Annotated in this window: 14 protein-coding genes; 6 read left to right on the top strand and 8 right to left on the bottom strand. The window is 71.6% G+C overall.

The window, feature by feature from the left end; translation table 11 throughout:
• Window positions 1-99: 99 nt before the first annotated feature.
• Entirely contained in the window at window positions 100-864 is a 765-nt protein-coding gene (locus tag HNO83_RS11205; protein WP_175337604.1) for a COG4705 family protein, read from the bottom strand.
• A gap of 155 nt (window positions 865-1,019) precedes the next feature.
• Here HNO83_RS11205 and HNO83_RS11200 point away from each other — a divergent pair, with 155 nt between their 5' ends.
• Window positions 1,020-2,405: a GH1 family beta-glucosidase gene (locus HNO83_RS11200; RefSeq protein WP_175337603.1), complete on the top strand. Its 1,386-nt coding sequence runs from the start codon at window positions 1,020-1,022 to the stop codon at window positions 2,403-2,405.
• Between the two features lie 63 nt (window positions 2,406-2,468).
• On the opposite strand, the gene HNO83_RS11195 is transcribed toward HNO83_RS11200, so the two are convergent.
• From HNO83_RS11195 to HNO83_RS11175, 5 genes are all read right to left on the bottom strand, one after another.
• The gene (locus HNO83_RS11195) at window positions 2,469-2,723 is read right to left on the bottom strand and encodes a DUF3072 domain-containing protein (protein ID WP_175337602.1); all 255 of its coding nucleotides are present in this window, start codon (window positions 2,721-2,723) and stop codon (window positions 2,469-2,471) included.
• Between the two features lie 49 nt (window positions 2,724-2,772).
• On the bottom strand, window positions 2,773-3,168 hold the full coding sequence (locus tag HNO83_RS11190; protein ID WP_175337601.1) for a hypothetical protein: 396 nt from the start codon (window positions 3,166-3,168) through the stop codon (window positions 2,773-2,775).
• 76 nt (window positions 3,169-3,244) lie between these two features.
• Window positions 3,245-3,775, bottom strand: coding sequence for a hypothetical protein (locus HNO83_RS11185; RefSeq protein ID WP_175337600.1), 531 nt, complete (start codon window positions 3,773-3,775; stop codon window positions 3,245-3,247).
• Window positions 3,776-3,785: 10 nt separating this feature from the next.
• On the bottom strand, window positions 3,786-4,040 hold the full coding sequence (locus tag HNO83_RS11180; RefSeq protein WP_175337599.1) for a hypothetical protein: 255 nt from the start codon (window positions 4,038-4,040) through the stop codon (window positions 3,786-3,788).
• 97 nt (window positions 4,041-4,137) lie between these two features.
• Window positions 4,138-5,103: a DMT family transporter gene (locus HNO83_RS11175; RefSeq protein ID WP_175337598.1), complete on the bottom strand. Its 966-nt coding sequence runs from the start codon at window positions 5,101-5,103 to the stop codon at window positions 4,138-4,140.
• Window positions 5,104-5,203: 100 nt separating this feature from the next.
• Here HNO83_RS11175 and HNO83_RS11170 point away from each other — a divergent pair, with 100 nt between their 5' ends.
• Complete coding sequence (locus HNO83_RS11170; protein WP_249776672.1) at window positions 5,204-5,737, top strand: CGNR zinc finger domain-containing protein; 534 nt, start codon at window positions 5,204-5,206, stop codon at window positions 5,735-5,737.
• Between the two features lie 66 nt (window positions 5,738-5,803).
• Window positions 5,804-6,184 carry a hypothetical protein gene (locus HNO83_RS11165; RefSeq protein WP_175337596.1) on the top strand — a complete coding sequence of 127 codons (381 nt, stop codon included), beginning with the start codon at window positions 5,804-5,806 and terminating at the stop codon, window positions 6,182-6,184.
• A gap of 57 nt (window positions 6,185-6,241) precedes the next feature.
• Here HNO83_RS11165 and HNO83_RS11160 read toward each other — a convergent pair whose 3' ends face one another.
• The gene (locus tag HNO83_RS11160) at window positions 6,242-7,561 is read right to left on the bottom strand and encodes an NtaA/DmoA family FMN-dependent monooxygenase (protein ID WP_175337595.1); all 1,320 of its coding nucleotides are present in this window, start codon (window positions 7,559-7,561) and stop codon (window positions 6,242-6,244) included.
• A gap of 6 nt (window positions 7,562-7,567) precedes the next feature.
• Window positions 7,568-8,902: an O-acetylhomoserine aminocarboxypropyltransferase/cysteine synthase family protein gene (locus HNO83_RS11155; RefSeq protein WP_175337594.1), complete on the bottom strand. Its 1,335-nt coding sequence runs from the start codon at window positions 8,900-8,902 to the stop codon at window positions 7,568-7,570.
• A gap of 148 nt (window positions 8,903-9,050) precedes the next feature.
• On the opposite strand from HNO83_RS11155, the gene HNO83_RS11150 reads away from it, so the two are divergent.
• The 3 genes from HNO83_RS11150 to HNO83_RS11140 all read left to right on the top strand — a co-directional run bounded on the left by HNO83_RS11150 (window position 9,051) and on the right by HNO83_RS11140 (window position 13,410).
• Window positions 9,051-10,943: an FAD-binding monooxygenase gene (locus tag HNO83_RS11150; RefSeq protein ID WP_175337593.1), complete on the top strand. Its 1,893-nt coding sequence runs from the start codon at window positions 9,051-9,053 to the stop codon at window positions 10,941-10,943.
• Between the two features lie 92 nt (window positions 10,944-11,035).
• Complete coding sequence (locus HNO83_RS11145) at window positions 11,036-11,941, top strand: MBL fold metallo-hydrolase (protein WP_175337592.1); 906 nt, start codon at window positions 11,036-11,038, stop codon at window positions 11,939-11,941.
• Window positions 11,942-12,150: 209 nt separating this feature from the next.
• Entirely contained in the window at window positions 12,151-13,410 is a 1,260-nt protein-coding gene (locus tag HNO83_RS11140; RefSeq protein ID WP_175337591.1) for an ABC transporter substrate-binding protein, read from the top strand.
• Window positions 13,411-13,442: the final 32 nt, after the last annotated feature.

Here is a 13,442-nt window from a genome sequence, read left to right as displayed (position 1 = left end):
CCCGCTCCGCGATTCGTGCCGAATCGCCGCTGTTCGTCACGAAGCGCCGCGATTCGTCACGAGTCGTCGGGCGGCACGACGCCAGGTGCGAGCCGGGCGTCACTCCAGCGCGTCGCCGAGCGGGCGCTGCTGGCGTTCCCATGACGGCTGCGGGCGACGGCTCAGCAGCGCGACGCACACGACGATCGCGGCGAACAGGACGAGGCTGACCGGTCCCGTGCCGAGGGCCAGGCCGCCGCGGGCGTGCGAGACCGCGAGCCCGTCCGCGATCGAGGCGCCGAACGGGCGCGTCATCACGTATGCGGTCCAGAACGAGGCCGTGGCGCCGAGACCCCACCAGCGGTAGGCGATCCCCGGCAGCGCGAACAGCACCCCGAACACGAGCGCCGACGAGAAGTAGCCGAGGCCGAACGTGGTCGCCGTCAGGTCGCCCAGCGCCGTGCCCAGGGCGAAGGTGGCGAGCACGGCGCACCAGTAGAAGACCGACCGCGCCGGGGTGTCGATGCGATGCACCGACAAGGTCCGCTGGGTCGCGAACCAGACCACGAACACGGCGGCGAGCGCCACGGCGAACACGACCGTGGAGACGAGGTACGGGATGCCGAGCTCGACGTGGAGGACATCCGCCACCATCGTGCCGAACACCGCCACCATGAGCACCGCCGTCCAGTACACCCACGGGATGTAGCGGCGCACGGCGAACTGCAGCCCGAGGGCCGCGGCGAAGACGACGAAGGCGCCGCCGACCGCCACGAACGGGTCGATGGTCTTCACCAGGAAGTCGGATGCGGTCTCGCCCATGGCCGTCGTCAGCAGCTTGGTCACCCAGAACAGGGCGGTGACGGCGGGGACGGTATTGCGCATCCCTCCAGGATCGCTGAGGCCCGGGCGGCCGCGCTGGGTGACCGTCGGGAACGGCTGAGAGGGCTCAGAGGAACGCGCGGCGACGGCACCGGGTACTCTCGCGAGGGGAAGCAGCTCGACGGCGGTCTGCTCGCCGGATCCAAGGAGCAGCCACCATGCGCAGAAGCGACCTCCCCGACGACTTCGTGCTCGGGACCGCGACGGCCGCGTACCAGATCGAGGGGGCCACCCACGAGGACGGGCGCGGCGAGAGCATCTGGGATGCGTTCGCGCGCGTCCCCGGGGCCATCGCCGACGGCAGCACCGCCGACGTGGCCGACGACCACTACCACCGCTACGCCGAGGACGTCGCGCTCATGGGCGACCTCGGCTTCGACGCCTACCGGTTCTCGATCGCGTGGCCGCGCATCCAGCCCGACGGCAAGGGTGCGCCCAACCGGGCGGGCATCGACTTCTACCGCCGGCTGGCCGGCGGCCTGCGCGACCGTGGCATCACCCCCTGGGCGACCCTGTACCACTGGGATCTGCCCCAGGCTCTGGAGGACGGCGGCGGCTGGCTGCAGCGCGACACGGCGCGACGGTTCGCCGACTACGCCGAGCAGGTCTCCGATGCGCTCGGCGACCTGGTGACCGACTGGATCACGCTCAACGAGCCGTGGTGCTCCGCGTTCCTGGGGTATGCGAGCGGTGTGCATGCGCCGGGCCGCGCCGTGGGCTCCCGCGCCGCGCACGCCGCGCACCACCTGCTGCTCGGCCACGGCCACGCGCTGGAGGCGCTGCGGGCGACGGTGCCGACGGCCCGCGTGGGGACGACGCTCAACCTCTACTCGGTCCAGCCGGCGGGCGACTCCACGGCCGACGCCGATGCCGCCCGGCGCATCGACGGACTCACCAACCGCCTGTTCCTGGAGCCGCTGCTCACGGGCTCCTACCCGGCCGACGTGCTCGACGACCTCGGCGAGACGGAGTGGTTCGCCGAGCACGCCACCGACGACGACCTGCGCCTCATCTCGGCGCCGATCGACTTCCTCGGCGTCAACTACTACAGCCGGCATACGGTCGCCTCCGGCTCCACGCCGGCGAAGGACGCACCGGCGAGCGCCTACCCGGGCAGCGAGCACGTGCGGTTCGTCCGGACCGGGGCGCCGGTCACGCAGATGAGCTGGGAGGTCCACCCCGACGGCATGGTGGACGTGCTGCGCCAGGCCAACGCGCTCGCCCCGTCCCTGCCGCTCTACATCACGGAGAACGGTGCCGCCTATCCCGACCGGGTCGACGCGGACGGCCGGATCGACGACGGAGCCCGCACCGAGTACCTGGAGGCGCATCTCGAGGCGGCCCGGGACGCGATCGACTCAGGCCTCCCTCTCGGCGGCTACTTCATCTGGTCGCTCATCGACAACTGGGAGTGGGCGTTCGGCTACTCCCGCCGCTTCGGCCTCGTGCACGTCGACTACCGGACGCAGCGGCGAACGCCGAAACGCAGCGCCGCGTGGATGGCCGACTTCCTCCGCGATGCGGTGCCGGCCTCCCGCGCCTGATCGAGTGGACGCGACACGCCGCAGCGCGGCGCGCCGACGCGGCGTGTCGCGTCCACTCGTTGGTCAGCCCTGGCCGCGGCCGGTCTTCTGCTGCAGCCGGTCGATGTGCTCCGACGCCTGCGCCTTGGTGAGGTCGCCGGGGAGCTCCTCGCCGGCCTCGCGGGCGAGCGTGTCGAGGTAGCTGCGCTGGGAGGAGGTCATGGGCTCGTCGCCGGTGACCCATTCCGAGGGGTCCTTGCTCGCGGGGTTGGTGTCGTCCTCGCCGCGGGCGCCGAGCACGTCGTCGCCTGCGTCGTTCGTGATGTCGCTGTCGCTCATGCGGGCGACAGTACGCCGCGCCTCCGACGTGGCGGAGGGGGTTGCGCCGTCAGCCTCGGATGGCTCTGGCGTGCCCGATGAGGGCCTGCAGGTAGCCGGCGCGGGCGAACACGTCGGCGCGTTGCTGGGCGCTGTAGACCGGCACCTGCTCGGTGTAGGTCTGCCCGTTGCGAGCGGAGATGTGGATGGCGACGAAGCCGCCGACCCTCACCTCGCGCGCCAGCAGGAACAGCAGGCTGAGCAGGAAGAACCAGATGAAGACGACCACCATCACGATCGCCCATGCCGGCGTGTGCGTCGTGGTCGTCGTCGGGTCCACGGTCGTCACGTTGACGTCGGCGATCGGCCAGGTGCCTGCCGGGGTGACGACCCAGGCGTCGTTCGCCGTCACGTTGCCGACGTGAACCAGCGTCGGGCCGGGCTGCGGGAGGGGCTGCATGGTCACGGCCGAACACTAGCAGGGCGGGAAGCCGCTGGGCCGGTCGATGTCCGCTGGAGCGGACGGCGCATCCGGTCGGCTCTCACCTCCGCAGTACGCTCGGCCTCGGCAGGCCGAGCTCCTCCAGCAGGTCGCCGAGCATCCGGTCGAGCTCGAAACCCGCCTGGGTGACCTTGTTGTTGCCGAAGCTGCCGAGGCGGCTGCTCGGCTGGTCGACGCTCAGCACGGTGCCGCCGGAGCGCGACGCGTGCAGCTCGACCCGCAGCGGCGTGTAGAGGAGCGTGCCCGGGTCGTGGCGGAACATCCGGGCCGCCGTCGCGTAGTCGCCGATCAGGTAGACGGCGCTCGGGATGTCGGCTCCGCCCACGCGCATGACCGGCGTCGGGTGGTCGGTCCAGAAGCGGACGAACCGGTGGATGCCGGGCCCGGCCGCCTCCAGCGTCAGCCGCCGCCAGTCCGCGCCCGACGAGAGCAGCTCCCGCACGTGGGCGACATCCAGCGGGGGCACCTCCGCCTCGAAGGCGCGCCGCAGCGTCCCGAAGGCGACAGCGGCCTCCAGCTCGATGCGGTTCACCGATACGGGGACGATGCGCTCAGTCGCGGGGAGGGCCATCCGCCCATTCTCACCCGAGGCCGGTGACTCCCCGCTTCCGCGGCACCCGCGGGAGGTCGTCGGCCGACCCGTCGTCGCCCAGGCGGGCGACGTACGCGCGCTCGCGCTCCAGCGTGTCCGTCTCGGGCGCGCCGTAGCGCGCAGGGTCCGGACGGTCGGCGTCCTGCTCGACGATCAGGAGGCCGTCCGGGTCCTTGGGGTCGCGGATGCCGGTCAGCCTGACGTCGATCGTGGATTTGTCCTCGTCGTCGGGGTGCGGTGCCATGGATCCACCATCCCCGCGTCCGCCGCGCGCGGCAAGGGGACCGCGCGGTCCACTCGCCCGAACCAGGGGACCCGACACGCCGTATGACGGGCCGCCGTCACGGCGTGTTGCGTCCCCTCGATGCGGCGACGGGGGTCGGGACGGACGCGACCGGGACCGGGGTGCGGTCGGCGCGGACCAGGGCGATGCCGGCGAGGATGAGCAGGCCGCCCAGAAGCTGCAGCGGGCTGAGCTTCTCGCCGAGGAGCAGCCAGGCATAGAGGGTCGCCGCGACGACCTCCAGGAGTCCCACGAACGACGCCAGGCGCGACCCGAGCAGCTCCGTCGCCGTGATGCTGGAGGCGTACGCGACCGCCGTGGCGAGCACCCCGACCACGGCGATCGGCACCCACCACGCCGTCGGCCGGCCGAACAGGTCGACGTCGGCGAAGCTCACAGTGACGGGCAGCAGGCCGGTCGCGCCGACCGCGGCCAGCGCCAACGCTCCGATCAGCAGGCCGCCGGAGGCGAGGGCGACCGGCGGAAGCCCGTCGCTGGGCCGCGCCGCGATCACGTAGAAGGCGGCGCACCCGACCATGGCGACGACCGCGAGCAGCAGTCCGAACGGGTCGAGCGCTCCGGCACCGCCCGGAGAGACGACGAGCACGAGGCCCGCGACGGCGACCGCCGAGCCGGCGAGCACCACGGCGTGCGGAGCGCGGCGGCTGAGCGCCCAGGTCACGGCGACGAGCAGGACCGGCGCGAGGTACTCGACGAGGATGCCCGTCGAGACCGGGATGCGCTGGATCGCCGCGAAGTACAGAACCTGGGTTCCGGCGACCCCGACCAGCGCCATCCCGAGCAGCCGCCAGCGGCCGCGCCACACCGCGTCCCACCGGCCGCGCACCGACACGAGCGCGAACGGGAGCAGCACGAGCCCGCCGACCGCCGCCCGGACGGTGACTGCCGCCACCGGCGACCAGCCGCTCTCCAGCAGCGGTTTGATGAACGCGCCCGACATCCCGAACGTCGCCGCCGCGAGCAGCGCGATGAGCAGACCGAGGGAGGTCGGGCGGTGCGACATGAGGGTCACCTGTCAGGGTCGAGTGGGATGATGGTCCTGACGCTAGTATTGTCGCAGGTAAGGAGTCAACTTGCATTTTGCCCCTGACACAGTGGATGCATTGGAGTTCGCCGTGGCCCTCTGCGACACCGACCCCGGCGCGACCAGGAGCGGCGCGGACGAGCTCGCCACCACGGAGCAGTTGTCCGCGCTGCTGACCGAGAACCGCTACTCGGGGCGCGTCGACGGCGACGAGGCCGAGCTGCGGGAGGTGCGCGCGACCCGGGAGCGCATCATGCGCGTCTGGTCGCTCGACCGCGACGAGGCCGCCCTCGAGGTGAACGCCATGCTGGCCGAGGCGCACGCCCTCCCGTACCTCATGCGCCACGACGGCTTCGACTGGCACCTGCACGCGACCGCACAGGATGCCCCGCTCGCCGAGCGCATCCGGGTCGAGATCGCGCTCGCCCTGGTCGACGTGATCCGCTCCGGCGAGACCGGCCGGCTGCGCGTCTGCGCGGCCGACGACTGCACCGGCCTCGTGCTCGACCTCTCCCGGAACGGATCGAAGCGCTTCTGCAGCGTCCGCTGCGGCAACCGGGTCAACATGATCGCCTTCCGCGCCCGCAAGGAGCATCAGCAGGTGACGTCATGAACTGCCGAGGACGCCGTCTTCTTAGAGCAGGTGACCATCGGAGTCATCCCTCGTCCAAGGAGTGAAATGAAGAAGCCTGTCCTGCTCGGCCTCGTCGCGGCCGTCGCGCTCACCACCGCCGTCTCCACCCCCGCCTCGGCGGCACTCGCCGCGCGCGCCATCACGACGACGGGGGCGACCGGAACGGTGGTCGTCGACCGTTCCGGCGTCGCAGAGATCAGCGTCACCGACACCCGGGCCGACGGGAAGAGCGCCACGGCGACTCTGCTGCACCGCAGCGGCGGCGCCCGCGTCACCGCGTCGAAGGGCCTGGGGACATCCACCACGACCACCGTCAAACTCGCCCGCGGAACGATGGTCCAGCTGCGCGTGTGCACGGTGAACCTCAGCGTGGGCTGGAGCACCGAGTCGGGCTGCCAGGTGTCTGACACGTTCCTGATGCCGTAGGGGCGGTGGGGGGCGCGGACGCCGGCGACCAGCCCGGACGCCTGCCGGCCCACCCGCTCAGAAGTCGGAGAGGTTGGCGCGGATGCCGCCATTCCCGTACTCGCGGCGCAGGATGCCCCGCCGCCGCAGCACCGGGACGAGCTCGTCGAGGTAGCGGTGCAGCGTCACCGGGTGCAGGTCGCCGGAGAAGATGAAGCCGTCGTTGTCGGCCTCCTCCCCGATCTCCTCGATGAAATCGGCGATCTGCTCCGCCGTGCCGACGAAACCGGCGCGGTCGGCGATGCGGCCCTTCACCACCTTCGGCGCGATCAGCTCGCGGAGCGTGACGCCCTCGCGGATGCCCTGCTTGCCGAACAGTCCCTTGATGCTGCCCTGCGAGACGTGGTCGCCGAACACCGACACGTCGAACGGCTCGTCGAGCGACAGCACCGTGAGGTCGGTCTCCAGGTCGCTCGACTGGCCGGCGAGCGCGCGGTACAGCTCCTCGTCGGTCGGGTGCTTCGACGCCTCGACGACGCGTCGCGCCTCCTCGTCGCTCGGCACGACCTCCGGCTTGAACACGAACAGCACCTTGATGGAGTCCGGGTCACGCCCGGCGGCGACCGCCGCCTCCCGCACCTTCAGCCGGTAGTCGCGGATGCTCTGCGCGTCGAGCGGCGCGAGCGCCAGCTGGACGTCGGAGTGCGTTCCCGCGAACGCGATGCCCCGCGGCGAGCCGCCAGGCGAGACGATGGCCGGGTCGCCCTCCAGGAACGGCACGGCGTTGAGCGGACCGGCCAGCCGGAAGTACTCCCCCTCGTGCTGGAAGGGCCGGATCTTCGAGCCGTCAGCGAAGTGCCGCGTCGCCGGATCCTGCACGAGCGCGTCGTCGTCCCAGCTGTGCCACAGCCTCCGGATGACGGTCAGCCACTCTTCCGCGCGGTCGTAGGCGGCGTCGTGCGACAACGGCGGAAGGCCGAGATGGCGGGCGCTGCCGACGTCGGTGACGACGTTGACGCCGAGCCGGTGGCCGCTCAGGTGGTGGAGGGTGGCGAACTGCCGCGCGGCGACGTACGGCGGGTAGGCGCCGGCGTTGATGGTGGGCGCGACCCCGAGATGCCTGGTCGCGTCGAGCAGGTACGGCGACAGGATCAGCGGGTCGTGCTTGGGACCGCCGTACGCCTCGCGCACGCGCAGGTCGATCGTCTCCGGGAAGCCGAGCGAGAGGGCGTCCTCGAGGATGACGAGGTCGAGGCCGGCCTGCTCCAGCTCGCGCGCGGACTGCTGGTAGAGGTCGGGCTTGGTCCAGTCGTAGCCCCAGTCCCAGTACGGGTGACCCCAGCCCTGCGGGCCGAAGCCGCGGCTGAAGAACCAGCCGAAGTGCTGCAGTCGCGCCATGACGCCCTACCTCCCTGCCGCGGCGACGACCGCGGTGGCATCCACGTCGGAGATGGTCACATCCGCCTCCGCCACGGCGGCGAGGCCGCGGCTCAGGTCCTCGATCAGGTCGTCCGCGTCCTCCAGCCCGACGGAGAGGCGCAGCAGCCCCGCGCCGATGCCCGTGCGCTCGCGCACGTCGCCCGGAAGGTGGGCGTGCGTCGTGGAGGCCGGGTGCAGGATGAGCGAGCGGACGTCGCCGATGTGGGTCATGCGGCTTAACAACTGCACCGCATCGTAGAACCGTTCCGCCGCGGCCGCGCCGCCGCCGAGCGTGAACCCGAGCACCGCGCCCTGGCCGCGCGGCAGGTAGCGCTGCGCGAGCGGGAACGAGGGATGCGACGGGAGCCCGGCGTAGTCGACGCTCACGACCTCCGGCTGCGCCTCGAGCCAGCGCGCGACGGCGAGCGCGCTGTCCGACTGCCGCTGCACGCGCAGCGACAGCGTCTCGATGCCCTGCTGGATGAGGAAGGCGTTGAGCGGCGAGAGCACCGGTCCGAAGAGCGAGGCGACGACCGACCGCGCGAACGCGGTGTAGGCGCCGGCGCCGTGCGCGTCGACGTAGCTGGCACCCTCCAGCCACTCGTCGGGACCGGTGAGATGGGCGAAGGGAGACGCGGCCCAGTCGTAGCTGCCCTGATCGACGACGACGCCGCCGAGGGTCGAGCCGTGGCCGCCGAGGTACTTGCTCGCGGAGTGCACGACGATGTCGGCCCCGAAGTCGCCCGGCCGCAGCAGGTACGGCGTCGCGAGGGTGTTGTCGACGATGAGCGGGATGCCGTTCTCGCGCGCGACCGCGGCGATCCCGGCGATGTCGAGCACGTCGTTGCCGGGGTTGGCGATCGACTCGCCGAACAGGGCCCGCGTGTTCGGCCGCAGCCGGCGCCGCCACTCGGCCAGGTCGGTCGGGTCGTCGACGAACTCGATGTCGATCCCCAGCCTCCGGAGCCCGTTCTCGAACAGGCCGCGGGTGCCGGAGTAGACGCTCTGCGCCGAGAGGACGTGGTCGCCGGACTGCACGAGCGCGAGCAGCGCGACGGTCAAAGCCGCCTGGCCGCTGCCGACGGCGATGGCGTCGCGGCCGCCCTCCAGCGCGGCGACGCGGCGCTCCAGGGCGGCGGTCGTCGGGTTGCCGGAGCGGCTGTAGGTATAGCCGGGCTCCTCGCCGCCGAAGCGGCCCTCCGCGTGGGCGAAGCTGTCGAACTCGAAGCCCGCGGTGAGGTAGATGGGGGTCACCCGGGCGCCGTGGGCGGCGTCGCGGGCCTCTCCCGCGTGGACCTGGGCTGTGCTGAACTGCGGCATCCCCCCATGGTGCGGTACCGGCCTGCCGAGCGCGCCTTCTGTTGCGGAAAGCTACGGGCAGGCGATCCGGGCGGTGCGCTATCCTGTGTGAGCGATATGCGAACAGCGCGTTCGCATAGTGAACGGCTTACAACGAAGTGAGGTTCCAGTGCAGTTCCACCACCACGGTTATGTGTCCGGTGACCCGCGCATCCACGAGCCCGCGGGAACCGGGATCGACCGCCCCGCCGAGCTGCCCGACGAAGTGGACGTGCTCATCGTCGGCAGCGGCCCCGCCGGCATGATCGCCGCAGCACAGCTCTCCCAGTTTCCGAACGTGGTCACCCGCATGGTCGAGCGCCGGCCCGGGCGGCTCGCCATCGGGCAGGCGGACGGCATCCAGGCACGCAGCGTCGAGACGTTCCAGGCGTTCGGGTTCGCCGAGCGGATCATCGCCGAGGCATACCGCATCACCGAGATGGCCTTCTGGAAGCCCGACCCGGCGGACCCCTCCCGCATCGTCCGCACCGCGCGGCCGGTCGACGACCCGACGGGCGTCAGCGAGTTCCCGCACCTCATCGTCAACCAGGCGCGGGTGCTGGACTACTTCGCCGAGGTGATGGCGAACTCCCCGTCGCGGATGACGCCCGACTACGGCTACGAGTTCGTCGGGCTCGAGGTGGGCGAGGGCGAGCATCCCGTCGCCGTCACCCTCCGCAGCACGGCCGGGCCGGGCGAGGGCGCGCTGCGCGTGGTGCACGCCAAGTACGTCGTGGGCGCCGACGGCGCGCGCAGCAAGGTCCGCGAGGCGATCGGCTGCCACCTGGCCGGCGACCAGGCCAACCACGCCTGGGGTGTGATGGACGCGCTGGCCGTCACCGACTTCCCGGACATCCGCACGAAGTGCTCGATCCAGTCGGAGGCGGGCAACATCCTGCTGATCCCGCGCGAGGGCGGCTACCTGTTCCGGATGTACGTCGACCTCGGCGAGGTCGCCCCGGACGACAAGGGGGCCGTGCGCTCGACCTCGATCGAGCAGATCATCGCGAAGGCCAACGAGATCCTGCACCCGTACACGCTCGACGTGCGCAACGTCGCCTGGCACAGCGTCTACGAGGTCGGCCACCGCCTCACCGACCGCTTCGACGACGTGCTCCCGCACGAGCTCGGGATGCGCACCCCGCGTGTGTTCATCACCGGCGACGCCTGCCACACGCACAGCGCGAAGGCCGGGCAGGGCATGAACGTCTCGATGCAGGACGGCTTCAACATCGGCTGGAAGCTCGGCCACGTGCTCGACGGCCGTTCGCCGGAGTCGCTGCTCGCCACCTACTCGGCCGAACGCCAGGTGGTGGCGAAGAACCTGATCGACTTCGACAAGGAGTGGTCGACGCTGATGGCCAAGAAGCCGGAGGAGTTCGAGAGCCCGTCGGAGCTGGAGGACTTCTACGTCGCGACCGCGGAGTTCCCGGCCGGCTTCATGACCCAGTACTCACCGTCGCTCATCGTCGGCGAATCCGCGCACCAGGAGCTCGCATCCGGATTCCCGATCGGCAAGCGCTTCAAGTCGGCGCCGGTGACGCGGGTCTGCGACGGCAACCCGGTGCACCTCGGCCACCACGCCCGCGCCGACGGCCGCTGGCGCATCTACGTCTTCGCCGATGCCGCCCGTCCGGGCGAGGCGTCGGCGGTCGCGCGCCTGGCCGAGTGGATGTCGGCCTCCCCCGGGTCGCCGCTCGCCGCTACTCCGGCCGGTGCCGACCCGGACGCCTGGTTCGACGTGAAGGTCGTCTACCAGCAGGATCACACCGCGGTCGACCTCGGCGTCGTGCCGGAGCTGTTCCTGCCACGGGTCGGCCCGTTCGGCCTGATCGACTACGAGAAGGTGTACGCCGCCGATCCGGCCGACGACATCTTCGCGGCGCGCGGCATCCACCGCGACGGCGCGATCGTGATGGTGCGGCCCGACCAGTACGTCGCCGACGTGCTGCCGCTCACGGCGACCGACGAGCTGGCCGCGTTCTTCCGGCCGATCCTGGCGACGCGGGAGCTCGCCGGGTAGCCGCCGCCGGTCGCCGAGTGGTGACATCTCGTCGCCACTCGGCGGGGATTCCGACGATCGGTCTCATCTCGAGGCGCGGCTAGCCTGGCGGGATGACTGCTTCGGAGATCGCTGCCCCGGGTGTGCACGCGGTGCGCGTCCCTATGCACGGGGGCGGGCTCCCGTGCAGCCTGGCGTACGTGGTGGAGGACGACCGTGGCGGGGTGCTCGTCGTCGACCCCGGCTCGCCGGGTCGGGAGGCTGTGCGTGCGGTGATCGCCGCGGTCGAGGCGGTCGGGCGACGGCCCTCCGACGTGTCCGGCATCGTGCTGACGCACATGCACGCCGACCACGCGGGCGGAGCGGCCGCGCTGCGGGAGGCGTCCGGCGCGCCCGTGCTCATGCACGCGCGCGAGGCGGAGGCTCTGGCGGCGATCCGGCGCGGACTCCCGGCGCCCGACCTCGAAGGGTGGGGCGTGCCGGCCGAGAGGCGGCCGGAGTTGGCGGCGGTGGCCGCTGCACCGGCCGCTCCCGACCTGGCGCGACCCGACGACGTGCTCGCCGAGGGCGACCTCCTGGATGTCCCCGGCCGCCGCCTGCGCGTGCTGTGGACGCCCGGCCACACCCCCGGCAGCCTGTGCCTGCACGACGAGGACTCCGGCCTCGTGTTCACCGGCGACCACGTGCTCCCGACCGTCAACCCGGGCCTCGGCCTCGGTGGCCCGACCGCCACGAATCCGATCGCGGACTACCTGGCGTCGCTCGAGCGGGTCGCCGGGCTCGGCGGCCTGGCGCTGCCCGGGCACGAGCATCCCTTCTCCGGCCTGGCCGACCGCTGCGCCGCCCTGGCCGAGCACCACCTGCGCCGGTCGCGGGAGGTCGCAGGGCACCCCGGCGGCACCGTCTGGGAGGTCGCGAGCACCCTCACCTGGACCGGCGGCTGGTCCAACCTCCCGCCCTTCCCCCGCCTCTCCGCCCTCGCCCAAACCGCCCTCCACCTCTCCCACCTCGCCTCCTGACTCCCCCACCGTCGAGTCCGCGAAGACTGCACGCGACACGCCGCGCAGGCGTGAAGTCTTGGTGTACTCGACGGTGGATGGGAGCTGCGCCGGGCGGCTTGACGAGGTGCGGAGGGGGTTCGTATACTCGCGTTTACAACGTTGGAGTACATCGTTGTAGAAACCCGATCGATCGACGCTGAGGCGGTCGGTCCCACGAGAGGCATTCAATGAAGAAACTGCTCGCGACGCTCGCCGTCGCCGCCGGCGCTTCTCTCGCGCTCGCCGGCTGCTCCAGCTCCCCCGGCGGCGACAGCGCCGGTCCCGTCACCCTCACCTTCTGGCACGGCTACACCGAGGCCGACGGCAAGGTCCTCGACAAGATCGTCGAAGACTTCAACAAGTCGCAGAAGGACATCACGATCAAGACCACCACCAAGACGTGGGCGGTCATCGGCGACACCCTCCTGCCCGCCCTGTCGGCCAAGAAGGGCCCGGACATCGTCGCGATGCCGGCGGAGACCCTCCCCGTCTACGCCTCCAAGGGCGCTTTCGCCAAGCTCGACGACTTCTACGCCGGCAGCGCCGTGAAGGATGCGTCGCTGCGACCCGCGGCCGTCGAGATGGAGAAGGTCGACGGCTCCTACTACGGCGTCCCGACCGGCTTCGTGCCGCTGTCGGTCATCTACAACAAGGCGCTGTTCCAGAAGGCGGGCATCACCGAGTTCCCGAAGACCTGGGACGAGTGGGTCGCCGACTCCAAGAAGCTCACCGTCGACGAGAACGGCGACGGCACCCCCGAGCAGTACGGCCTCGCGCTGCCCGACCACGCGACCGTCGGCAACGGCGTCTGGGCGAGCCTCTTCTACGGCGGAGGCGGAGCGATCGTCGACGGCTCGAAGTCGGTGCTCGACTCGTCCGCCAACGCCGACACCCTCAGCTACTGGGCGAAGGCCGTCACGCAGGACAAGATCTCCCCTACGGGCCTGGACGGCGTCGCCTCCGACAAGCTGTTCTCCTCCGGCAAGGCCGCGATGGAGATCGGCGGTCCGTGGATGGCCGGCGTCGCCACCGAGAACAAGATCGACTACGGCATCGCCGGCATCCCCGCGGGCCCCAAGGGCAAGGCGGCGTCGGCGATCGGCATCTCCGCGGCGGTCACCGCGCAGGCCGACTCCGCGAAGAAGGCGGCGGCCGAGAAGTTCTTCGCCTACTTCTTCAGCAAGGAGGTCGCCACGAAGTGGTCGCTCGGCTCCGGCTGGCCGCCCCTGCGCACGGACATCCCGTCGTCGGACGTGTCCTCCAACCCGGTCGTCGCGTCCCTCACAGACCTCGTCGGCGACGCCCGCCCGCTGCTCCCCGGCGTCGCCAACAGCACCGACGTGCTGTCGGCGGTCGACGAGGCGACCCAGAAGGCGCTCACCGGCGGCGACCCCGCCGCCCTGCTGAAGTCCGCCTCCTCGCAGGTGCAGCAGGCCCTCGGCAAGTGAAACGCGGGTGGGCCGCCGTCCCCCTCGGCGGC

Source organism: Leifsonia sp. C5G2 (assembly GCF_013359685.1).
Classification (GTDB): Bacteria; Actinomycetota; Actinomycetes; order Actinomycetales; family Microbacteriaceae; genus Leifsonia.
The sequence above is the reverse complement of the archived record's forward strand: the minus strand, read 5'-3'. Positions and strand labels throughout refer to the sequence as shown.